The organism is Lentibacter sp., from assembly GCF_029254145.1.
Taxonomy (GTDB): domain Bacteria; phylum Pseudomonadota; class Alphaproteobacteria; order Rhodobacterales; family Rhodobacteraceae; genus Lentibacter.
The window spans coordinates 1-22165 of the sequence record NZ_JAQWYD010000007.1 but is presented as its reverse complement, the minus strand read 5'-3'; the positions used below and the strand labels follow the sequence as shown (position 1 = coordinate 22165).

Below are 22165 nucleotides of genomic sequence, written 5' to 3'. Positions count from 1 at the left end.
TAAAAAGGATCGTCTCCATGGGCATTTTTGATTTTCTGACAGGCGAATTTATTGACGTCATCCACTGGACCGATGACACGCGCGATACAATGGTCTGGCGCTTTCAGCGTGAAGACCACGAGATCAAATACGGCGCCAAGCTCACCGTACGCGAGGGTCAGGCGGCCGTCTTTGTTCACGAAGGCCAGCTGGCAGATGTCTTCACCCCCGGTCTTTACATGCTTGAAACCAACAACATGCAGATCACAACCACGCTCAATCACTGGGACCACGGCTTCAAAAGCCCATTCAAATCTGAGGTCTATTTCGTCAATACAACCCGCTTCTCCGATCTGAAGTGGGGCACAAAAAACCCCATCATCGCGCGAGATCCAGAGTTCGGCCCTGTGCGCCTGCGCGCCTATGGCAGCTACACGATAAAGGTAAGTGATCCCGCCCGTTTTCTAACTGAAATCGTAGGTACCGATGGCGAATTCACGATGGACGAGATCAGCTACCAGATCCGCAACATCATTGTGCAGGAGTTCTCCCACACCATCGCCCGCGCAGGTATCCCAGTGCTCGACATGGCCGCCAACACGCGCGAACTCGGAACGCTTGTGGGCCGTGATATCGCACCAAGGCTCGCGGAATATGGCCTTGAAATGCCCGAGCTTTATATCGAAAATATTTCTCTGCCAGAAGCCGTTGAAGCCGTGCTCGACAAGCGCACCTCGATGGGCGTCGTCGGCGACCTTTCAACCTACATGAACTATCAGGCCGCCGAGAGCCTGACGGCCCAAGGCACGGGAGCCGCCGCGCTTCAGGCTGGTGTCGGCGCAGGCTTGGGCATGCAAATTGCCCACGAAGCTTCTGCGCAAGCAGGTCCGTGGGGCGCACCAGCGCCCAAAGCCCAAATCGCCCCGCCGCCCCCGCCAGTCGAACAGGTCTGGCACATCGCCGAAGCAGGCAAGACAAAAGGCCCCTTCTCGCGTGCTTCCATGGGCCGTATGTCTGCCGACGGAGCACTCACGCGCGACACTCTGGTCTGGACCGCAGGTCTAGACGGCTGGAAAAAGGCCGCAGACGTCACTGCGCTTGCGACCCTCTTCACAGTGCTGCCACCGCCTCCGCCAGAGGGCTGATCGGCTCTTTCTTTTGCTCTAAACATCCGTCTAAAGGCATAGAATATCTTGTCCGAAACCGCGCCCACCAACGTGACCACAAGTCACCGCTTCCCCTGCACGGCCTGTGGAGCAGACTACCGATTTGATCCAGCACAGGACAGGCTCGCCTGCGACCACTGCGGACATACAGAGGAGATCGGTCTCACACGAGGCCCCTCCATCCGCGAACTTGATTTTGAAGACGCACTGCAGGCCAAGCTCCCCGCTCAAGATATTGAGGAAACCCGTGTTTCCCAATGCCCCAACTGCGCCGCTGAGGTGGAGTTTGACGCGCATACTCACGCTGCTGAGTGCCCATTCTGCGCAACCCCAGTCGTCACAGACACGGGCCTGCACCGCCACATCAAGCCCCGAGGTGTGCTCCCATTCGCGCTTGATGAGAAAACCGCGCGCAACGCCATGACAGACTGGCTCGGCAGTCTCTGGTTTGCCCCGAATGGCCTGCAAGATTACGCTCGCAAGGGTCGTGCGATGTCGGGGATCTATGTGCCCTACTGGACCTTTGATGCCGACACCACCTCGCGCTACTCGGGCGAGCGCGGAACGGTCTACTACGACACAATAACAGTTGTCCGCGATGGCAAGCGTGAACGCCAGCAAGTCGCCAAAATTCGCTGGTCCCCTGCACGCGGCCGTGTCGCACGCTTCTTTGACGACGTTTTGGTGCTCGCCTCCCGCTCCCTGCCCAAGCGTTTTACGGATGCGCTTGAGCCTTGGGATCTGGCAGCCCTTGAGCCTTACAAGCCCGAATATCTCGCAGGCTTTCGCGCGGAGGGATACTCTGTCGAGCTTTCCGAAGGCTATGAAGAGGCCCGCGTCATCGACACCTCCGTAAAAGACGTGACCTTCAAGCACATCCTTTTGCCAGTCTGGCTCGCCGCATACAAATACCGCGGTCGCAGCTTCCGCTTTGTTGTCAATGGGCGCACAGGCCGCGTCCAAGGCGAACGTCCCTATTCAGCATGGAAAATCTTCTTTGCGGTTCTACTCGGGCTTATCATCGCAGGAACAGTCGGCTATCTCTACGGGCTTGAGCAAGGAGCCTTATGATGACATCCGCCCTAGAAACCACGCTACACGCGCGCCACTCTTGCCGCGCATATCTACCCAAGCCAGTGGCACCTTCGCTCATTGAGCAGGCCGTGGCCACAGCCGCGCGAGCGCCCTCGTGGTGCAATGCCCAGCCGTGGCAGCTCATTGTCACCCAAGAGGCAGAAACAGCCCGCCTGGGAACAGCTTTACATGCCCATGCCCAAGCGCATGAGATGCAGCCCGATTTACCTTGGCCAGAAAGCTATACGGGCCAGTATAAGACACGCCGCTTTGACTGTGGCATGCAGCTTTACGATGCGGCCTCCATCGCCCGCGAAGACAAGCCAGCAAGAATGACGCAAATGCTCGAAAACTTCCGCTTTTTTGGCGCGCCTCACATGGCACTCATCACGAGCCCGCGAGAACTGGGAGCTTATGGAGCGTTGGATTGCGGCGGCTTCGTTACTGCCTTTTGCGCAGCCCTGACAGAAGCAGGGCTTGGCAGTATTCCACAAGCTGCCCCCGCTGGCTATGCGCCCTTTCTGCGAGACTGGTTTGGTCTACCAAAAGACCGCCTGATACTCTGCACCGTTTCCTTTGGCTACGCTGACACATCTGCGCCAATCAACAGCTTCCGCACCCCCCGCGCTGAGACAAATACCCTCATCGACTGGCGTTAAAAAGCTTAGCTGCGCTCGATCGCAACGAGACCGAGCTTGCGCGCGGCCCAAAGGGAAAGGATGGAGCTATCAAGACCTTCTTTCACTTGAAAGCGGCGGATCGCAGCCCTCGTCGGTCCGTCCATCTGGCCTGACAAAGCCCCGGTATAGAGCCCCCGCGCCTTCAGTGCGCGCTGCAACGTGGCGATAATATCGGGCGTCAGTTTGTCCTGGCATGGCGTCTCGAACCAAAGCTCACGACGTTCTTTTACAATGGCCTGCCGCGTCTCGCGTTTATAAATCGGCTCGCTCACAACTGTACCGTCCGAGGAGACTTCAGCAGGCTGAACTAGAATATCCTGTGTCACCATTTCAATAACCGCTGGCGTCACATCCTTACCCCAGTAAGAGTTCGGATCAGAGCCAGGCGGTGGCGCAGCGAAGCTTTCCACAAGCACAGGCTCGACAGGGCTGATCAGGGTTTGCTCGGCACAAGCCGTAACAGTCAAACCCAAGATCATTGATGTAATCGCCCGTTTCAATCTCGTGCTCGCTCGCATTTTGGCTTTTGGGCAAGATACGCGCAAAAGCGAAGCGCAGCAAAGCCCACATCCAGCCTCGATCACGAAGTTTTTGCCCTGTGACATCCCTGCAGGCCACAATTAGGGCTGGCAGCGGCGCGCGCGCTTTTGTAACAAAGCCAAAGCAATGTTTTTGAGGAGCGCTGAGCAATGGCGAAAATCACCTATATCGAACACAACGGCACAGAACATGTTGTCGAAGTCGCTTCTGGTCTCACCGTCATGGAAGGCGCCCGCGACAACAACATCCCAGGCATCGAAGCCGACTGCGGCGGCGCCTGCGCCTGCTCCACATGCCACGTCTATGTTCACCCTGACTGGGTCGCCAAAATTCCGGGCAAAGACGACATGGAAGAAGACATGCTCGACTTCGCCTTTCAGCCTGATCCCGCACGCTCACGCCTGACCTGCCAGATCAAAGTCAGCGATGACATGGACGGCTTGATTGTCCATATGCCAGAAAAACAGATCTGATTGTGAAAACAGCGCCGCGCCAGAGCAAACACCCCCTGCACCGCCTCTTTCGCGGCGCGTCTCTGGCGATGGCACTCAACTTGGCCTGCTCACTTACAAGCGCGGCTCACGGTCTGATAACATCCGCCAAATTCACCGAGCCAACAACACGCTATGCCCACGGTGTTCTCGGGGATGACGTCGAATATGGTGCAATTGAACTGCATATCCAGGCCTTAGACGGTTCGTCTCAGGCAATCACACTCCGCCTGCCAGAAACCCGCGTGTTCGAAGATCTAGACCCACGCCTGATCGATCTCGATACAGACGGCGCGCCAGAAGTGGTCGTCGTTGAATCCGACGCAGCTCTTGGAGCACGGCTGTCGGTTTATGGCCCTAAAGGCCTGATTGCCGCCACACCCCATATTGGCCAACGCAACCGTTGGCTCGCGCCCATCGGCGCAGCCGACTTTGACGGCGACGGCTTTGTCGAAATTGGCTATATTGATAGACCACATCTCGCCAAAACCCTCCGCCTCTGGCGTTTTAAAGACGGCAAGCTCACTGAAATCGCTACAAAAACCGGCCTAACCAACCACAAAATTGGCTGGGATTTCATAGCAGGCGGTTTGCGCAACTGTGCAGACACCCCCGAAATGATCACCGCTGATGCCAACTGGTCGCGTATCATCGCCACAGCTTACGATGGCACATACCTCAGCGTGCGTGACATTGGCCCCTATGCAGGCCCTCAAAGCCTTACCAAAGCGCTTTCCTGCCCCTAGGCAGCATGACATAAGCTCCCTATGGTAAATCGTTTTCTGGTCCTCCTCGCACTCCTCGCGCTCACCGCCTGCGCTCGGCCGCAGTCGGCCGGCTTTGTCGCACCAGTGCCAGAAGCCAGCCGCGAAACGATATTCATCGCCACCATGCGCACAGAAGGCCAACGCGGCCAAATGTTTGGCGAAAAGCGCTCAACAGTGATGAGCTATGCTGAACTGAATATCTCGATCCCACCCAATCACCAGATTGGCCGCATAGAGCGTAGCCGCGGCCAGATCGATGCGCGCCGACACTTCGCTCCGCTGAGAGCCACTCCCCTCGCAAACAGCGCCAAGCTCAATGAGCGCTTAAAAGCCAGCCGCATATCCGCTGAAGAGCCGCTTCTGATCTTTGTTCATGGCTACAACAACACACTTGAAGATGCAGCCTTCCGCCTTGCCCAAATCCAGCATGACTTTGAGCTCAATAATCCTGCGCTCCTCTTCTCATGGCCCTCCGCGGGCGACCCATTGGGCTATGCCTATGACCGTGACTCTGTCCTCTTTGCGCGCACCGACTTTGCTCGCCTCTTGGAAGCCCTCAACCGCGCAGGCCAACGCCGAGTGATTATACTGGCACACTCAATGGGCAGCTACCTCGTTATGGAATCACTTCGTCAGCTCGCTCTTGAAGGCAAGACGCATAACATCGACGCTCTCGAAGCTGTGGTGCTGATGTCGCCCGATATAGACCCTGATGTCTTTCGCCAACAGGCGGGTGAAATCGGCACACTCCCACAACCCTTCATCATCATGACCACCCAGAAAGATCGCGTCCTGAATGTGTCGAGCCTGCTCACAGGGCGTAAAGAGCGCTTGGGGCGCATCCAGAACGCTGAAGAAGTAGATGGGCTAGATGTGAGCGTTATGGATTTCTCCCTCTTTGAAACAGGCGAAAACATGGGCCATATGGTGCCTGTCTCCTCCCCTGCCGCTATCCGCTTTTTGCGCCGCTTCACAAAGGGTGTGGGCTTGGCAGCCAACGAATTCTCACGCTATGTTCTGTTAGGCGAAAGCCGCAAAGACGGCAGACTTTTGAAGTAATAGGAGAACAGTGATGGCAGGCGGATGGGCCAAAGACGGCGCAGTCAGCGAACAGATTGAAGCCTCGATCAACGACGAACTTGCCCGCCTTAAAGCGCGTCGCCAACCTATGGGCGAAAGCCTGACCCATTGCGCAGAGTGCGACGAAGAAATCCCCGAAGCGCGTCGCACAGCCCTCCCAGGCGTTAAGCTCTGCATCGACTGCATGAGCGAGCGTGACGCCACTTCGGCAAAACGCGGCGGCATCAACCGTCGCGGCTCCAAAGACAGTCAGCTTAAGTAAATGGGTTATGCGAGGGCTTCGCCCCCGCACATAGCACGTTTCGCTATTTGCGCACGCCAGATCACGCCTCCATGGCCTCCAGCTCGTCGATAAAGCCTGAGATCATGCTGAGGCCCTTGTCCCAGAAAGTTGGATCTGTCGCATCCAGCCCGAAAGGCGCCAGAAGAGCCGTGTGATGCATAGATCCACCCGCTTTGAGCATGTCAAAATACTTGTCCTGAAACCCTTCGGGGTTTTCTTCATAGACCGCATAAAGCGCGTTCACCAAGCCATCGCCGAAAGCATAGGCATAAACATAAAACGGCGAATGCACGAAATGTGGGATATAAGCCCAGAAATGCTCATAACCGTCCATAAACTCAAAGGCTGGCCCAAGGCTTTCGCCCTGCACAGACATCCAGAGCGCACCGATATCTTCTGGCGTAAGCTCGCCTTCGCGCCGCGCTGCGTGGAGCTTGCACTCAAAGTCATAAAACGCGATCTGGCGCACAACGGTGTTGATCATGTCTTCGACCTTGCCCGCAAGCATCACGCGGCGTTGTGCGTCTGTCTTGGCCTCCGAAAGCATCTTGCGGAAGGTTAGCATCTCGCCAAAGACACTCGCGGTCTCGGCCAGTGTCAGCGGCGTTGAAGAGAGCATCTCACCCTGCTCTGCGGCCAAGACCTGATGCACCCCATGCCCCAGCTCATGTGCCAGCGTCATCACATCGCGCGGTTTGCCGAGATAGTTCAGCATCACGTAAGGGTGCACATCCGTCACGGTCGGGTGTGCAAAGGCCCCAGGAGCCTTACCAGGCTTCACGCCGGCATCAATCCAGCCCTTGGTAAAGAACGGCTCGGCAATCTCGGCCATCCGAGGGTCAAACCCTGCATAAGCGCTCATAACGGTCTCGCGCGCTGCGTCCCAACCAACGATACGTTTGTCTTCCATCGGCAAGGGCGCGTTGCGGTCCCAGACCTGCAGCTTATCGAGACCCAGCCACTTGCGCTTCAGCTCATAGTAGCGGTGGCTCAGCTTGGGGTAGGCCTTAACAACTGCGTCGCGCAGCGCCTCCACAACTTCGGCTTCCACATCATTGGAAAGATGCCGCCCCGTCTGTGCCGTGGGCATTCCACGCCAGCGATCAACGATCTCTTTTTCCTTGGCCTGCGTGTTGTGCACGCGCGCGAAGGTCTTGATATTGCTACCAAAGACATCAGCAAGCTCACGCGCTGCCGACTCACGCGTTTCGCGCGTCTCGTCAGTCAAAAGATTGAGAGTGCCCTCAATGTTCAGCGGCTCACCATCCACTTCAAACTCTAGTCCTGCGATGGTTTCGTCAAACATCCGTTCCCAAGCGTCGCCAACAACGCCCATATCATGGAGGAATTTCTCCAGCTCATCAGAAAGCTGGTATGGCTTCATCGCGCGGACGCGGTCGAACACGGGCTTGTAGCGTGCAAGTTCGGCGCTCTCAGCAAAGAGCCCGTCGAGCACTCCATCATCCAACCGGTTTAGCTCAAGCGTGAAAAAGACAAGCGGCGTGGTGAAATTGGTGATCTTTTCTTGCATATCCGAGAGAAACTTCGCGCGCCCCGCGTCAATCGTGAGCTGGTAATAGCGCAGTCCCGCATACGACATGATACGCCCGGCAATGCCGTTGATCTTTTCGTTGCGCAATACGCAGGCAAGAAAGCCCGCCGCATCAAGCTCCGCAAGCTTGCCTTCGTAGTCTCTCGCAAAGTTAGCGCATTCTTCCTCAAGCCAAGCCAGATCGCAGATCAGTTCGGGCGCATCTTCAGCAGTGTAAAGGTCGCTCAGGTCCCACTCAGGCAGATCGCCAAACTCGTCAGCGCCCCCGCCTACATTTGCATCGCGAACAGGAAAAGGAAGTTGAAACATCTCTGGGCGCCTCTTTGATTATATCTCTCAGAGACATAGAGCGCAGCAAGGGCGATCTCAAGTCACCCTCCGCGTCTCATTCAAAGAAAAACTGCACCATCTCGTCGAGAACCTTACCGCGCATCGCAGGTTTCTCCATCAACACCTCGTGCTCGGCCCCCTCGACCATGCTGAGCGTGCCAGCGCTCCAGCGGCTCATGCGGTCAGTAATCCGAGGCACATCGACAATCCGCTCACACGTGCCAAGCAACGTGATTGTGCGTGTCTTAGGAGAGGGCAGACGGTGCAAGGCCCGCGTCTCGCCCAACGCCTCAGCCAGCCAGCCCAGCGATGGCCCCGCCAGCGTCAGTTCAGGCTGCGCCTCAGCTTGAGCCACCATATAGGCCCACATATCGGGGTCAGTTGTGAGCATATTGTCGTCAAACAGGTCGGCGATGACATATGTCTCAGTTTTCGTGCCAGGCGCGAAGCGCGCGCCATAGCCCAGAGCACTACCCAAATTCGACAGCCCCCACGCCACAGGTCGCATATGCGGGGCCAGATAAATCCCCCACATCGGAGCAGAAAACGCTGCCGCCTTCACGTCAATGCCCTCGTAAAGCGTGCGCAAGCCGATACAGCCGCCCATAGAATGCCCAAGCAGGAAAAACGGCTCTGCGACGCCCTCGGCCTTCGCCGCCGCAACCATAGCCTTTACATCACGCTGATAATCGCTGAACGCCTTGACATGACCGAGCAAAGCAGGCTCTGCCAGTCTGTCGGCCAGCCCCTGCCCCCGCCAATCAATTACAAATGTCGCAAGCCCGCGCGCAGCAAACTCAGCCGCCGTTCGACCGTATTTTTCACAATATTCCGTTCGACCGGGCATCAAGAGCACAGTGCCGCGCGCACCCTCTTTTGGCCAGTGCACCGCCCGCAAGCGCACACCATCATCCGCCTTGAGCCAGAGCGCGTAGCCGCCCTCTGGTCCCTCTGCGATATCTCCAAAAAAGGGGGCTGCGGCGTTCATTTAGCTCAACACCGCGCCGAGCTGCATCGCCATACCCATGTCACCATCGACAGAAAGCTTGCCGCCCATAAAGGCTGCCGTGGCGTTCATATCCCCCGACAGGATCGCCTCAAAGACATCGCGATCCGCCGAAAGCGTCACATCTGCCTCGTCGTCGCCCGCACGAGCGCCCTCGCCGTCAATCACAACAGCGCCTTCGCCATTGATCACAAATTTCGCCGTGCCCGCAGAAAAACCGCCTCCGGCCATCTTTTCGTTCAGGGCCTTTACCGCGCCGTTAATCACATCGCTCATCATTCATTCCTTCACATTGTTGCGACAAGGCTTGCCTCAGCCCTGTCAGTGGTTATCCTGAGCCTACTATGGTCAAGCTCAGAGTCCATCTCAAACCTGCCGTCGCGGCACTTGTCGCCCTGCTCACGCTGGGTCAGCCAAGTTTTGCCGAAAGCCGCGATACCTCCGAGCTGCTCACGGAGTTGCAAAGCGCCAAAGCGCCCGAAGCCCAAAAAATCGCCCGCGATATCGAGATCCGCTGGTCTGCTTCTGGTTCTGCTTCTGCCAACCTATTGTTAAAACGCGGTGAAGACGCACTTGAATCGCGTGAGTTCACCAAAGCGGTCGAGCACTTCACCGCCCTCACAGATCACGCCCCTGGTTTTGCTGAGGGCTGGCACGGCCGCGCACGCGCATTCTTTGGCTTGGGCGAATATGGTCTTGCGCTCGCTGATCTACGCCAAACCCTTGCGCTCAATCCCTCTCACTTCGGGGCAATCTACGGTCTCGCCGCCCTGCTGGAACAGCTCGAAAAGCCCGAAGAGGCGTATGACGCCTACAAGATCCTCTTGAACCTCTACCCCGCACATGAGAAAGCGCTTGAAGGCATCTCCCGTCTTGAGCCTTCCGTAAACGGTGTAAAGCTTTAGTCGCATCTTTCCGTGTCACGCCCCGCCAGACTGGGCCAGCAAAAGAGTTTTCCCGAAATGACCCAGCAAAAGCGCATCACAGCGGTGCTCGGTCCGACCAACACCGGCAAGACGCACTACGCAATCGAACGTATGCTTGGCTACCGTACTGGCGTGATCGGCCTGCCCCTGCGACTGCTGGCCCGTGAGGTTTATGACAAAATCGTGGCCGTGCGTGGCCCTTCCGTTGTCGCGCTGGTCACAGGCGAAGAGCGCATTGTTCCACCGCGTGCCCAATATTGGGTTTGCACAGTTGAGGCGATGCCAGAAGGCATGGCCGCCGACTACCTAGCGATTGACGAAATCCAGCTCTGCGCAGATCCAGAGCGTGGCCATGTCTTCACGGATAGGCTCCTGCGCGCCCGTGGCATAGACGAAACGTTGTTCCTTGGGTCTGATTCCATGCGCGGCATTATCCGTGCTCTTGTCCCCGACGCCGATTTTCTGGGCCGCGAGCGTATGTCCCAGCTTGTCTACGGAGGCTCCAAAAAGATCAGCCGCATGCAAGCACGGTCAGCTATCGTCAGCTTTTCGGTCGAAAACGTTTATGCCATCGCCGAGCTTCTCAAGCGCCAAAAAGGCGGCGCTGCTGTTGTCATGGGCGCGCTTAGCCCCCGCACCCGCAACGCCCAAGTCGAGCTCTACCAAAATGGTGATGTCGATTTCCTCGTTGCCACCGACGCCATCGGCATGGGGCTCAACCTGGATATCAACCATGTCGCTTTTTCGGCCACCGCCAAGTTTGATGGCCGCCGCATGCGCTCACTCATGCCCCACGAACTCGCCCAGATAGCGGGTCGTGCTGGGCGTGGCATGTCCCATGGCTCTTTTGGGGTCACAGGCGAAGCCGCCCCGCTGGATGACGGCGTGGCTCAAGCCATCATGGATCACCGTTTCGCACCAGTGAAAAAGCTCATATGGCGTAACCCTGCGCTACAATTTGGCCAGCTCGATGCGCTCATTCACTCGCTCGAAATCAGCCCAAGCGATGAGCTTCTTGTCAAAGCCCGCGAGGCAGATGACCTCCTCGTGCTCAAAACGCTCGCCGCCGAAGCCGAGCCGCGCGCCCGTGCTTCTGATGTGGCCTCCGTGCGCCTTTTGTGGGATGTCTGCTGCGTGCCAGACTTCCGCTCTATCTCTTCAAGCGAACACGCCGCCCTTTTGGGGCAGATTTTTGCGCACCTTCACGAGCGCGGCGAACTGCCTGAAGACTGGATCGCACGGCACATAAAACACATTGATCGCCCTCAAGGGGACATAGATACTTTGTCCAAACGGCTGGCCTTTATCCGCACTTGGACCTATGTCGCACAGCGAAAAGGCTGGACAAGGGACGATTCTCATTGGCGCGAGACGACTCGCGCTGTAGAAGATCGCCTGTCAGATGCGCTACACGAAGCGTTGACCCAGAGATTTGTCGACAGGCGCACCTCCGTGCTCCTGCGGCGCCTAAAACAAAAGGAGGCCATGTTGGCCGAAGTAAATGAAAATGGTGAAGTGACAGTCGAAGGCGAATTCGTCGGCCGTCTCGAAGGGTTCCGCTTCTCGCAGGACAAATCCGCAGCAGGCCAAGAGGCCAAGACTCTAAAAACCGCAAGCCTTGCCGCGTTGACCCCGCATTTTCACTTGCTGGCCGACCGCTTCTATAATGCCCCCGACACAGAGATCGACTTTACTGAGCAAGGCGGCCTCATGTGGGGCAACACAGCCGTCGGTAAACTCGTCAAAGGAGCGGAGGCCCTCAAGCCCACAGTGAAGGCTTTTGTTGATGACGAAGCTGGCGCAGATGTGGCCGAGAAAGTGACACGCCGCCTTCAGCACTTCATTGATCGCAAAATTGCCACCGCCTTTGAACCACTGTTCAATCTATCACGCGACGAAACGCTCACAGGCCTCGCACGTGGCTTTGCCTTCCAGATGGTAGAAGGCTTGGGCCTCTTGCCCCGCGCGGTTGTCGCCAATGATGTCAAATCACTCGATCAGGACGCACGCTCTGCACTGCGCAAACACGGCATCCGCTTTGGCCAGTTCACAATCTTCCTGCCGCTGCTCTTGAAGCCCGCGCCCACGCGCCTGCGCCTCGTGCTTTGGTCCCTCGCGCAAGACTTGCAAGAATTCCCCGAAGCGCCCCCCGCGGGTCTCGTGACCGTGCCAAGCATGTCGTCTGCGCCACAAGGCACAGACACAATGGCCGGCTATCGCAACGCAGGTGAGCGCGCGATCCGCATCGACATGCTGGAGCGCCTCGCCGATATGCTGCGCGGTGAAGATAGCCGTGGCGGTTTTGAAGCCAAAGCAGACATGCTTTCGATCACAGGCATGACCCTTGAGCAATTCGCTGATCTGATGGCAGGTCTTGGCTATAAGGCCGAAAAAGGCGAGCGCATCAAAGTCAAATCCGCGCCAACCGTAGCCGCAGCCCCCGCTGAAGAGGCAGACGTACCGGTAGAAGCTGCAGCTGAAACACCGGCCCCAGAAGCCAACGCCGAGGCGCCAGCAAGCGAAACCCCAGCCGAGACCGAGGCAGAATCCCCAGACATGGAAGTATTCTACAGCTTCACATGGGGCGGAAACCGTGGCGGCAACGCACGTGCGCCTCGCCAAGAAGGTGACAAACCCCGTGGTAAAGGCAAGCCACAGGGAAAACCCCGCGGCAAGCCTCAAGGTGGTGCCAAAGGCAAACCGCAAGGCGCACAGAGCTTTCAGGCTCGTCCGCCCAAAGAAAAAGCCATCGACCCTGATAATCCCTTCGCTGCAGCGCTCATGGGCCTCACCAAGAAAGACTGATGGCAGAGACGCCCACCGCCCCCGCAAAACTGCGGATCGACAAATGGCTCTGGCACGCGCGTTTTTTCAAAACGCGTGGCCTCTCGGCCAAGCAAGTGTCTGGCGGCCATGTGCGTATCAATAGCCAAAAGACTTTAAAACCCGCCCATGGCGTAACCTTCGGCGATGTGCTCACCTTTGCGCAGGGTGATACCATACGCGTGGTCAAAGTCCTCGCCTTAGGCGAACGGCGCGGGCCTGCCCCTGAAGCCCAATCGCTCTATGAAGACCTGACCCCACCACGTGAAGAGCGCCTGCCTGAGCCGGCACGGACAGGCCCACGCCCCACAAAGAAAGATCGCCGCGATATTGCCGCCTTCAAAGACGAGGGCAACTGAGCCACAGCCCCATCCCTGCGGCATAGAGTGCGCTTGAATGATCGGCCAAAACCGACTAGCTCAGCACGGAAAGCCATAAGTTAGGGGGTCTCCCATATGACCTACATCGTCAACGACGCGTGCATCGCTTGCAAATACACAGACTGCGTCGAAGTCTGCCCAGTAGATTGCTTCTACGAGGGCGAGAACATGCTGGTGATTCATCCCGATGAATGCATCGATTGCGGCGTCTGCGAGCCTGAATGCCCTGCCGATGCCATCCGCCCAGATACAGACGCAGGCACCGAACAATGGGTGGAATTCAACCGCAAGTATTCCGAGCTCTGGCCTGTGATTGTCAGCAAAAAAGACCCCCTTCCCGAAGCCGAAGAGCGCGATGGTGAAGAGGGCAAGCTTGAGAAGTATTTCTCCGAAGCTCCCGGAGAGGGCGGCTAAGCGCTCCGCCGCCTGCCGAACCTTACGCAAGCAAACCCTTCTACCAGCACGCTTTCTTTTGCCTCCGATTCGTGCTATGTGTCAGACATGTGAAATATGAAACCTGCCTGAACCCATCCCCCGAGCTGCCGCTTGCTGGATGGTTTTGTTTGTCAAAAACTCTGGCCTGTCGGGGCGGCTCTTGCGGCCCCCAGCATCGTTTTTGACCTACTCACAGGATTATCGGCAATGCGAGGAAAGATTGCATGACCAAATCGAAGAAACCGGACTTCCGCGCCAATGAATTTGTTGTCTACCCCGCCCACGGCGTTGGACAGATCGTATCGATCGAGAAACAAGAGGTCGCCGGCTTTGAGCTCGAGCTTTTCGTCATCTCTTTTGAGAAAGACAAAATGACTCTGCGCGTACCCACTAACAAAGCCACAGAGATCGGCATGCGTGGGCTCTCAAGCCCCGATGTGGTCAGCCACGCGATGAAGACCCTCAAAGGCAAAGCCAAAGTCAAACGCGCAATGTGGTCCCGCCGTGCGCAAGAGTATGAGCAAAAGATCAACTCGGGCGACCTTATTGCCATCGCAGAAGTCGTACGCGACTTGCATCGCTCCGATGATCAGCGCGAGCAAAGCTACTCCGAGCGCCAGCTTTATGAAGCCGCCCTCGAACGTCTCACACGCGAAGTTGGCGCCGTCGGCGGCGGCGATGAAATGGCGGCCGCCAAGCAGATCGACGACGTTCTGGTCAGCCGCGCCGCATAAACCAAAAAACACAGCCCAATATGTAAAGCCCGCCTCCCCCAAAGAGCGCGGGCTTTTTGACGCCCTCAAAGCGGCAAAAATCCCAATGCGCTTTTTCTTTCCTCAAATATCCTGGGGGAGCGCGAGGGGGCTAGCCCCCTCGCAACAGTCGGATTGTGCGCAGCACAATTCGAAAAGAAAAAAGGGCGCAAGCTCACCCGCTCGCGCCCCTTACAAATCTGTAGTTGTCTAAAACCTCAGCCGCGCGCGCGGCCCACAAGCTTCCATGCAGCAGGCAGGATCATCGCCGCAAGAACAAGCTTAACCGCATCGCCAACAAGGAAGGGCGTGAGGCCCCATGCCAGCAGCGGCTTGTCAAAGCCATAAAGCAAACCAAGGCCGACAAGGCCCGGCACATAGATCAGCGCATTGCCAATAAGCATCGCACCCGCCATTTTGCCCGCCGAGCGGTCCCAGCCCATACGTGCCAGAACGCCAAGTGCCAGAGTTGCCAGTACGTACCCAACAAGATAGCCGCCTGTGCTGCCCATCATATAGGCAAGACCATGGCTTTCAGCGGATGAACCAGCAAACACATCAAAGCCCATCACGCCAACAAGCATGTAAGCCATGATGGTCGCAAGGCCGAGCCGCGGGCCATAGGCTGCGCCAAGAGTAAGCACAGCAAAAGTGCCCATTGTGATCGGCACAGGCCACATTGGCACAGCAATCTTGGCAGAGATTGCCAGCGCCATAACGCCCGCAATCACAAGCGCCACGCGCTTGGCCACGAGGCCCAAGCCGCTGGTCGCGCCTAATGTTTCGATCAAAACTTTATTCGTCATGGCAGTGGCCATTCCACGTCCCTCCATTTGTTTGGGCAATTTCTGCACCAGCGAAGTATTTTTCGCAAGTCAGAACAGCCTATGCAGGCGAATAATCCGAAATCATTTCATAATTTTTGCGAGGTCCAAGCACCTGCCAACTCACCTGCCAGCGCGGCCATGTACCAAAATCATAGACCACATCATATTGGTCCGGATCACACCAATGCCCTGTCTCTCCCCCCAACGGCGGAACCTTGTGAAAAAACTGCCCGTCCTCAAAGTAAACACTCAAATCAGCGTCCCAACGATACCGCCGCTCCGCCTGCATCGGTGGCTGACCCTGCACACTCAAAACGCCACGTTCCTCATAGGCGCCTTCAGGCGTCCACTCGGCCACGCCTTCAAAACGCGCCTCAGCGCCCGTCACAGGCACAATCCGCCGCGACAGCGCCCAGCGCCCCGTAAAGTCGCTTAAAACGCGCATATCAGCTTTCTATCTCGGGCAAAGCGTCTCATATCCCCTGTCCTGACTTGAGGTTAAGCACCCCCCAGTCTATGAGCAGCGCAACCCCACCTGCAACCCGCAACAGCGAAGGCATCCTTATGATCGAGCGTTACTCCCGCCCCGAAATGGTTTCTATCTGGTCCGCTGCGACCAAATTCAAAATCTGGTACGAAATCGAGGCCCACGCCTGTGATGCCATGGCGGATTTGGGTGTAATCCCGCGCGAGAACGCCGACGCTGTCTGGAAGGCAAAGGACGTTGAGTTTGATGTCGCCCGCATCGACGAGATCGAGGCCGTGACCAAACATGATGTCATCGCCTTTCTGACGCACCTCGCCGAGCACGTCGGCTCCGATGAGGCCCGCTTCGTCCACCAAGGCATGACAAGCTCTGATGTGCTCGACACCTGCCTCAATGTGCAGCTCGTCCGCGCAGCCGATATCCTGATTGCAGATATGGAAAAGCTGCTGACCGCGCTCAAGACCCGCGCCATGGAGCACAAAATGACAGTCCGCGTCGGCCGCAGCCACGGGATTCACGCAGAGCCCACGACAATGGGCCTCACGTTTGCACGCTTTTACGCCGAAATGGATCGTAACTTGGCCCGTCTGCGCGCCGTGCGTGAAGACATCGCCACAGGCGCAATATCAGGCGCGGTCGGCACATTCGCCAATATCGACCCGCGCGTCGAAGAACATGTCTGCGCCCAGCTCGGCCTCACGCCAGAGCCAATCAGCACACAAGTCATCCCACGCGATCGCCATGCCATGTTCTTCGCCGTGCTCGGCGTCATTGCGTCAAGTATCGAAAATGTCGCCATCGAAATCCGCCACATGCAGCGCACCGAAGTCCTCGAAGGCGCGGAGTTCTTCTCAATGGGGCAAAAAGGCTCCTCAGCGATGCCGCACAAGAAAAACCCGGTCCTGACCGAGAACCTCACAGGTCTCGCGCGCCTTGTGCGCATGTCAGTTATCCCAGCGATGGAAAACGTGGCCCTCTGGCATGAGCGCGATATCTCGCACTCATCCGTCGAACGCGCCATCGGCCCAGACACAACCATCACGCTTGATTTTGCCCTCGCCCGCCTCACCGGCGTGATCGAGAAAATGCTGATCTTTCCCGAGAATATGCTCGACAACATGAACAAATTCCCCGGCCTCGTGATGTCCCAGCGCGTGCTGCTCGCCCTGACCCAAGCAGGCGTGTCTCGCGAAGACGCCTACTCGATGGTCCAGCGCAACGCGCTCAAAGTTTGGGAAGAACGCCTCGATTTCCAAGAGCTTCTCTTGGCCGATGATGAAGTCGTCAAAGCCCTCGGTGAGGACGGCATCAAAGCCAAGTTCGACATGGAATATCACACCAAACACGTCGATACGATCTTCCAGCGCGTGTTCGGCGAGAGCTGAAGCGGCTCAAAACACTGGGGCGCGCATCACAGCGCGTCCTTCCCCTAGGTCCGAATCTAAATTTATGCTAGCATCTCTCCACCCATAGAGAGGATACAGCATGTCTAAACTCTTCCTTACCGCCGCCTTCATCCTGTCCGCGAGCTTTGCGTCTGCTGAGTGTAACCGTGGCCACGACCAAGCCATGAGCTGCCCCCAAGGCCAAAGCTTTGACGCCCAGTCAGGCGCTTGTGTGCCACTGATCAACAGCTAAGGCGTTAAAAAACCAAACCAATTTTAGCCAAAGTTTGCACAAAACCTTGGTTTAAATGCCTTTGGCCTCTGCGTCCCACGCAGGAGTCGAAAGGCTTTTTTAGGAGCTTCGCTCTAGGGTCTTCTTAAGTCAGATAGGAAGCCCCATGTCCGCGTTGCAGCCCCACACGTCTCTCTCCTCAAGTCTTCCCTCCGCACGTGGCCCCGCGCGGCTCTCCTCCGCCCAAAAGGCGGCTATCATTGTGCGCTTCTTGCTCAAGGAAGGCGCCGATGTCCCTTTGGAACGCCTCTCAGACGATAGTCAGCGCACTCTCACTGAAGCCATCGGCGGAATGGGCTTCATCAATCGCGAAACTCTCGCCGACGTCCTCGCCGAGTTTGCCCGCGAAATCGAAGCCATGGGCCTTGTCTTTCCGGCCGGCCTCGCCGAGGCGCTGCACTCACTAGAAGGGCGCATCTCGCCTCAAACCGCTGCGCGCTTGCACAAAGAAGCGGGCGTGCGCCAAATCGGCGATCCTTGGGAGCGTATTCGCGCACTTGAGCCCGACAAGCTTCTTCCCCTCCTTGAGCAAGAAAGCACAGAGGTGGCCGCCGTGCTCCTGTCCAAGCTACCCGTCGTCAAAGCCGCTGAGCTTCTGGGCAAGCTTCCTGGACCCGAAGCGCGCAAAATCAGTTATGCCGTCTCCCTCACAGGTCAGGTCACGCCCGACGCCGTGGACCGGATCGGCCTCTCCCTTGCCGCACAGTTTGAACATGAGCCCCTGCGCGCTTTTGAGGATGATCCCGTGGAGCGTCTCGGCGCAATCCTCAACATCGCCAATTCCGAAATGCGTGATAGCCTGCTTGCCGGCCTTGCAGAAGAAGACAAAGCTTTCGGACAACGTTTGAAAAAGGCCATCTTCACGTTCGTGCATATTCCAGCCCGTGTTGGCCCAGTCGATGTGCCCAAGCTTATCCGCGATGTCGATCCTGAGACAATGCTCATTGCCATCGCCTTCGCTGTCAAAAGTGGTGATGAGGCCCTACACGGCACGGCCGAATTTATTTTAACCAATATTTCCAAGCGCATGGCCGAGGGGCTGCGCGAAGAAATCGCCGAGAAGGCCAGCATCAAAGCCAAAGATGGCGAGACCGCCATGAACGCCGTGATTGCAAGTATCGGCAACCTGCAAGCGGCAGGAGAACTCACTTTGATTGTCGAGGACGAGGAAGACGACGAAGACTGACCCTCATCAGGCACAAGGGCATAAGCGCTTCCCCTCCCTCGACTAAGTCGTTAACCTGCGAATGAATTTTGGCAGGACAGCGCATGCCCCTCTCTTCCACAACCAAGGCGATTCTGCTCATGCTGGCAGCAATCTTCTGTTTCTCAACGATGGATATGCTGGCCAAGCTGCTCTCGGGCAGAGTCGGAACCATGACAACCCTTTGGGTCCGATATTTAGGCCAAACTCTTTTTGTCACCGCACTTATCGCCCCCAAATTTTCGCAGATCGTGCGCACGCGTTATCCCAAGCTTCAGCTCGCCCGCTCAGTCTTCCTGCTTTGCGCCACAAGCTTCTTCTTCTTTGGCATTTCCAATATTGGGCTGGCCGAAGCTGCTTCCGTCATGTCCACCAACCCGATCTTCATCACGCTTGGCGCAGCAATTTTTCTCGGCGAGCGCTTCGGCCTCAGACGCGCCCTCGCCATTGCAGCCGCCCTGATTGGAGCGCTTCTTGTTATTCGACCCGGCTCTGAGGTCTTCTCGCCCTTTGCCTTGCTGCCGCTCGCCGCGGCCGTTTGCTACTCGGCCTATGCCCTTGTAACACGCTTTGTCGGACGCGATGAAAACGCATGGACATCGCTCTTTTACACCGCCCTCTTTGGCGCTGTGGTGCTTACGCTTGCCTTGCCGCAATTCTGGCAACCCCTCGCATTGGCCGATGCACCGCTCGTGATAGGCATCACGCTCTGCGCCACGCTGGGGCAGCTCGCACTCATCCGCGCCCTGATGGAAGGCGAGGCCGCGATGCTCGCCCCCTTCTCTTACGCAGGCATCCTCTTTGCCATCTGCTATGGTTACTTTGTTTTCTCCGACAGTCCCGATCTCTTCACAGCGCTTGGCGCGCTTGTGATTGCAGCGGCAGGCATTTATGTCTGGCACCGCGAGACCTTCGGAAAAACAAAAAGCTAAACACCTATGCCAGCTGCCCCACTCCCCTTGCGCAAACGTGCAGGTTATTTTGTTAGCAACCTGCTGTTTCGCGGGCTGATTGGCGCTGGCCTCTTGCTGCCATACCACTGGCGTGTTCCTGCGATGGGTTGGGTCGTTTCGCGCGTCCTTGCACCTGTGGCCGGCTGGCGCGCCCGCGTGCGCACCAACCTCGCGCATGTCATGCCTGACCTACCCGAAGAAGAAGTCCGCCGCATCTGTCGCGCAGTGCCCGACAATGCAGGCCGTACGCTGATTGAGATCTATTCGGGAGATTCGTTCAAAGCGCGCGCAGTGAACGCGCCCATCACAGGCCCTGGCCTCGCCGCCTTGGAAGAGGCACGAAAAACAGGCCGCCCTGTCATTTTGGTCACAGGTCACTTTGGTAACTACGACGCCGTCCGCGCCGGCCTGATTGCGCGAGGCCACAATATGGGTGCGCTCTACCGTGCCATGCGCAACCCATACTTCAACGCGCACTACGTCCGAGCCATCTCGGCGATCGGTGAGCCAATGTTTCTTCAAGGCCCAAAAGGCATGAAACAACTCGTCAAACATCTGCGTGCAGGTGGGGTGCTGGGTATCCTGACCGACCTGAACAATCTTTCAGGGGAAGCTCTTGATTTCTTTGGTAAACCCGCGATGACTTCAATGATCACGGCGGAGCTTGCCCTGAAATATGACGCCGCACTTATCCCCGTATATGCCGTGCGTCAAGACAACGGGCTCGACTTTGAAATCATCGCACAAGCTCCTATCACGCCGACCGATGCAAAGACCATGACTCAAGATGTGAACCACCAGCTGGAAGCTCTGGTGCGCGAAAATATTGGCCAATGGTTCTGGATTCATCGCCGCTGGAAGTCCAAATAACCTCGCCTTTTTCGCACCGTTTCAGGCCCCTCCAGATGACCCCTTAGCACCTCAGCTTGACATGTTGCGAAAAGAACCCACTCGAACCTATTGATTTTTCTGATATTTCCGAGTTATGCACAGGTCTTGACCAGTTATGACAAATTGTCACTTTTTTGCCCCAATTCATCCTTATGGAAGACAGGAAGAGTAGCGAAAAGTCTGCTCAACGATAATATTTGAAGGCAGAAGCTGAACATGGAAAAGAAAGAGCTGGCTCGCGCCACGCGTCTGCAAGTGTCTTGTGCGCTTGTCCCCGCATGCCCAAGCACCTCCCATCTGCTCCGCGCTTCTTCCCCACAAGGGAGGGCCGCATAATGCGCAAACTCCTGCTGCCCATGTGCTTGACACTCGTCGGCTGTATGCCCGGCAATATGGCTGACACCCCCTCGCGCGACTTTGTGCAAGAAAGTGCTCTCGGCTTGCCTCCTCTCAAATCTTTCGCAACCTCTTCTGTCGAAGCGCCTACGCGCTCAAACATTGATATAGCTCGTGACTTCCTTGAACTCAGCTTTCATCTTGAGTCAGGTAGAGAGCTCCCCGTACTCACCCGTTTCGAAGGTCCGATCAGCATCCGCGTTACAGGTGCCCCGCCTGCGACACTCCTGCCCGATCTTACGCGTCTGATCTATCGCTTCCAAAGCGAGGCCCGCCTTAATGTGAGCCTGACAAACGCTCTGGATGCCAACATCACAGTTCAAGCCGTAAGCCGCGCCGACATTCGCAAAAACCTGCCGCATGCGGCCTGCTTTGTTGTGCCCAATATTTCCGATATTTCCGAATACAAGTCCGCCCGCCGCAGCGCCAAGACCAACTGGGCCCAGCTGCGCCAGCGCAATCGACTCGCCGTATTCGTTCCCAATGACGCAAGCCCCCAAGAGGTCCGTGACTGCTTGCACGAAGAGCTCGCCCAAGCCATTGGCCCCTTGAATGACCTTTACCGCCTACCTGACTCCGTCTTCAACGACGACAATATGCACACGGTCCTGACAGGCTTTGATATGCTCGTTCTGCGCGCCTATTACGCGCCCGAACTGCGCACTGGCATGAGCAAACGTCAGGTCGCTTCCGTGCTACCCGGAGTTCTCGCCCGCCTCAATCCCGCGGGCGAAGCCCGCAGCCCAGAGCGCGCGGCGCCAACCCCCCGCAGCTATATCGCCGCTGTTCAAACAGCCCTTGGCCCTGGCGCCAGCATGCCACAGCGCCGCAAAGCCGCCGAGAAAGCCCTCGAGATTTCGCGCGCCTTTGGCTGGCAGGATCACCGCCGCGCCTTTGCCCATTACGCTATGGGCCGGATAGCGCTGCAGTCCGATCCCAGCGAAGCGCTGAAGCACTTTCAAGCGGCGGATCAGTTTTACGCCAACTCAAGCGCAACAACGCTGCACCGCGCTTATGTCGCGTCTCAGCTCGCCTCCCACGCCATCAGCGAAGGCAACGGCGTGCGCGCACTCACCCTTGTGAACCCAGCGATGCATATCGCCAAGGAACATGAAAACGCTGCACTCCTTAGCACGTTGATGCTCTTGCGCGCCGAAGCGCTCGAACTTACGGGCCGCTCCTCTGAGGCACAACACGTTCGGCTGGACAGTCTGGGCTGGGCGCGTTACGGATTTGGTCCGGAATGGGCAGTGCGCGCAAAGATGCGCGAAATCTCCACGCTCAGTCCACGACGAGGCCAACGCGGGTAAGACCAAATGATTGTAGGACTAGGATTTCTGATCGGCGCTCTAATTGGGGCGCAGATTGCACGTAAAAAGGGCGGCAACCGCCTCGACATTCTGCAGCATGCTGCCGTGATTGGCGTTATGGTGGCTATCTTGGCACTCTTCGTCAACATTTTGATC

General features: G+C 57.3%; 24 protein-coding genes. 18 read left to right on the top strand and 6 right to left on the bottom strand.

Annotated features, from left to right (window positions below; genetic code table 11):
• The first annotated feature begins 17 nt into the window (after positions 1 to 17).
• The 3 genes from P8O11_RS00755 to P8O11_RS00745 are packed head-to-tail and all read left to right on the top strand — an operon-like array spanning position 18 to position 2878.
• Positions 18 to 1124 (top strand): SPFH domain-containing protein, encoded by a 1107-nt coding sequence (locus tag P8O11_RS00755; protein ID WP_300290622.1) that lies wholly within the window; start codon positions 18 to 20, stop codon positions 1122 to 1124.
• A 48-nt stretch (positions 1125 to 1172) separates the two neighbouring features.
• Positions 1173 to 2216 (top strand): primosomal protein N' (replication factor Y) - superfamily II helicase, encoded by a 1044-nt coding sequence (locus P8O11_RS00750; RefSeq protein ID WP_300290620.1) that lies wholly within the window; start codon positions 1173 to 1175, stop codon positions 2214 to 2216.
• Positions 2216 to 2878 carry a nitroreductase gene (locus P8O11_RS00745; RefSeq protein ID WP_300290618.1) on the top strand — a complete coding sequence of 221 codons (663 nt, stop codon included), beginning with the start codon at positions 2216 to 2218 and terminating at the stop codon, positions 2876 to 2878. Before P8O11_RS00750 ends, P8O11_RS00745 begins: the two co-directional genes overlap by 1 nt.
• 5 nt (positions 2879 to 2883) lie before the next feature.
• Here P8O11_RS00745 and P8O11_RS00740 read toward each other — a convergent pair whose 3' ends face one another.
• Complete coding sequence (locus tag P8O11_RS00740; protein WP_300290616.1) at positions 2884 to 3399, bottom strand: peptidoglycan-binding domain-containing protein; 516 nt, start codon at positions 3397 to 3399, stop codon at positions 2884 to 2886.
• Between the two features lie 189 nt (positions 3400 to 3588).
• Here P8O11_RS00740 and P8O11_RS00735 point away from each other — a divergent pair, with 189 nt between their 5' ends.
• From P8O11_RS00735 to P8O11_RS00720, 4 genes are read left to right on the top strand one after another with little or no spacing between them, the layout of a single operon-like run.
• Positions 3589 to 3912, top strand: coding sequence for a 2Fe-2S iron-sulfur cluster-binding protein (locus P8O11_RS00735; protein ID WP_300290613.1), 324 nt, complete (start codon positions 3589 to 3591; stop codon positions 3910 to 3912).
• A gap of 2 nt (positions 3913 to 3914) precedes the next feature.
• A complete protein-coding gene (locus P8O11_RS00730) occupies positions 3915 to 4676 on the top strand; it encodes an FG-GAP repeat domain-containing protein (RefSeq protein WP_367186807.1) in 762 nt (253 codons plus the stop codon).
• A gap of 21 nt (positions 4677 to 4697) precedes the next feature.
• On the top strand, positions 4698 to 5756 hold the full coding sequence (locus tag P8O11_RS00725; RefSeq protein WP_300290610.1) for an alpha/beta fold hydrolase: 1059 nt from the start codon (positions 4698 to 4700) through the stop codon (positions 5754 to 5756).
• 13 nt (positions 5757 to 5769) lie between these two features.
• A complete protein-coding gene (locus P8O11_RS00720; protein ID WP_300290608.1) occupies positions 5770 to 6039 on the top strand; it encodes a DksA/TraR family C4-type zinc finger protein in 270 nt (89 codons plus the stop codon).
• A 61-nt stretch (positions 6040 to 6100) separates the two neighbouring features.
• Here the strand turns inward: P8O11_RS00720 and P8O11_RS00715 are convergent, their stop codons facing one another.
• The 3 genes from P8O11_RS00715 to P8O11_RS00705 all read right to left on the bottom strand — a co-directional run bounded on the left by P8O11_RS00715 (position 6101) and on the right by P8O11_RS00705 (position 9224).
• Positions 6101 to 7921 (bottom strand): M3 family oligoendopeptidase, encoded by a 1821-nt coding sequence (locus P8O11_RS00715; RefSeq protein ID WP_300290606.1) that lies wholly within the window; start codon positions 7919 to 7921, stop codon positions 6101 to 6103.
• 76 nt (positions 7922 to 7997) lie between these two features.
• On the bottom strand, positions 7998 to 8930 hold the full coding sequence (locus P8O11_RS00710; protein WP_300290604.1) for an alpha/beta fold hydrolase: 933 nt from the start codon (positions 8928 to 8930) through the stop codon (positions 7998 to 8000).
• On the bottom strand, positions 8931 to 9224 hold the full coding sequence (locus tag P8O11_RS00705; protein WP_300290602.1) for an SCP2 sterol-binding domain-containing protein: 294 nt from the start codon (positions 9222 to 9224) through the stop codon (positions 8931 to 8933).
• 68 nt (positions 9225 to 9292) lie between these two features.
• Between P8O11_RS00705 and P8O11_RS00700 the strand changes: the two genes are divergently transcribed.
• The 5 genes from P8O11_RS00700 to P8O11_RS00680 all read left to right on the top strand — a co-directional run bounded on the left by P8O11_RS00700 (position 9293) and on the right by P8O11_RS00680 (position 14246).
• Positions 9293 to 9853 (top strand): tetratricopeptide repeat protein, encoded by a 561-nt coding sequence (locus P8O11_RS00700; protein ID WP_300290600.1) that lies wholly within the window; start codon positions 9293 to 9295, stop codon positions 9851 to 9853.
• Between the two features lie 57 nt (positions 9854 to 9910).
• Positions 9911 to 12679 (top strand): helicase-related protein, encoded by a 2769-nt coding sequence (locus tag P8O11_RS00695; RefSeq protein ID WP_300290598.1) that lies wholly within the window; start codon positions 9911 to 9913, stop codon positions 12677 to 12679.
• Positions 12679 to 13056 (top strand): RNA-binding S4 domain-containing protein, encoded by a 378-nt coding sequence (locus tag P8O11_RS00690; RefSeq protein WP_300290596.1) that lies wholly within the window; start codon positions 12679 to 12681, stop codon positions 13054 to 13056. Before P8O11_RS00695 ends, P8O11_RS00690 begins: the two co-directional genes overlap by 1 nt.
• Positions 13057 to 13152: 96 nt before the next feature.
• Positions 13153 to 13491, top strand: a complete 339-nt coding sequence (fdxA, locus tag P8O11_RS00685) for a ferredoxin FdxA (protein WP_089889705.1) — start codon at positions 13153 to 13155, stop codon at positions 13489 to 13491.
• 245 nt (positions 13492 to 13736) lie between these two features.
• Positions 13737 to 14246 carry a CarD family transcriptional regulator gene (locus tag P8O11_RS00680; protein ID WP_089889702.1) on the top strand — a complete coding sequence of 170 codons (510 nt, stop codon included), beginning with the start codon at positions 13737 to 13739 and terminating at the stop codon, positions 14244 to 14246.
• Between the two features lie 236 nt (positions 14247 to 14482).
• On the opposite strand, the gene P8O11_RS00675 is transcribed toward P8O11_RS00680, so the two are convergent.
• On the bottom strand, positions 14483 to 15070 hold the full coding sequence (locus tag P8O11_RS00675; RefSeq protein ID WP_300290592.1) for a biotin transporter BioY: 588 nt from the start codon (positions 15068 to 15070) through the stop codon (positions 14483 to 14485).
• Positions 15071 to 15149: 79 nt separating this feature from the next.
• Positions 15150 to 15536: a DUF6314 family protein gene (locus tag P8O11_RS00670; RefSeq protein ID WP_300290590.1), complete on the bottom strand. Its 387-nt coding sequence runs from the start codon at positions 15534 to 15536 to the stop codon at positions 15150 to 15152.
• A gap of 119 nt (positions 15537 to 15655) precedes the next feature.
• On the opposite strand from P8O11_RS00670, the gene purB reads away from it, so the two are divergent.
• The 6 genes from purB to P8O11_RS00640 all read left to right on the top strand — a co-directional run bounded on the left by purB (position 15656) and on the right by P8O11_RS00640 (position 22009).
• Positions 15656 to 16963: an adenylosuccinate lyase gene (gene purB / locus P8O11_RS00665; protein WP_300290659.1), complete on the top strand. Its 1308-nt coding sequence runs from the start codon at positions 15656 to 15658 to the stop codon at positions 16961 to 16963.
• A 100-nt stretch (positions 16964 to 17063) separates the two neighbouring features.
• The gene (locus P8O11_RS00660; protein WP_143037421.1) at positions 17064 to 17216 is read left to right on the top strand and encodes a chitin-binding domain-containing protein; all 153 of its coding nucleotides are present in this window, start codon (positions 17064 to 17066) and stop codon (positions 17214 to 17216) included.
• A 145-nt stretch (positions 17217 to 17361) separates the two neighbouring features.
• Positions 17362 to 18441, top strand: a complete 1080-nt coding sequence (locus tag P8O11_RS00655) for a FliG C-terminal domain-containing protein (protein ID WP_300290583.1) — start codon at positions 17362 to 17364, stop codon at positions 18439 to 18441.
• Between the two features lie 83 nt (positions 18442 to 18524).
• Positions 18525 to 19391 (top strand): DMT family transporter, encoded by an 867-nt coding sequence (locus tag P8O11_RS00650; protein ID WP_300290581.1) that lies wholly within the window; start codon positions 18525 to 18527, stop codon positions 19389 to 19391.
• A gap of 6 nt (positions 19392 to 19397) precedes the next feature.
• Complete coding sequence (locus P8O11_RS00645) at positions 19398 to 20282, top strand: lauroyl acyltransferase (protein ID WP_300290579.1); 885 nt, start codon at positions 19398 to 19400, stop codon at positions 20280 to 20282.
• A gap of 356 nt (positions 20283 to 20638) precedes the next feature.
• The gene (locus P8O11_RS00640; protein ID WP_300290577.1) at positions 20639 to 22009 is read left to right on the top strand and encodes a DUF2927 domain-containing protein; all 1371 of its coding nucleotides are present in this window, start codon (positions 20639 to 20641) and stop codon (positions 22007 to 22009) included.
• Positions 22010 to 22165 lie beyond the last annotated feature (156 nt).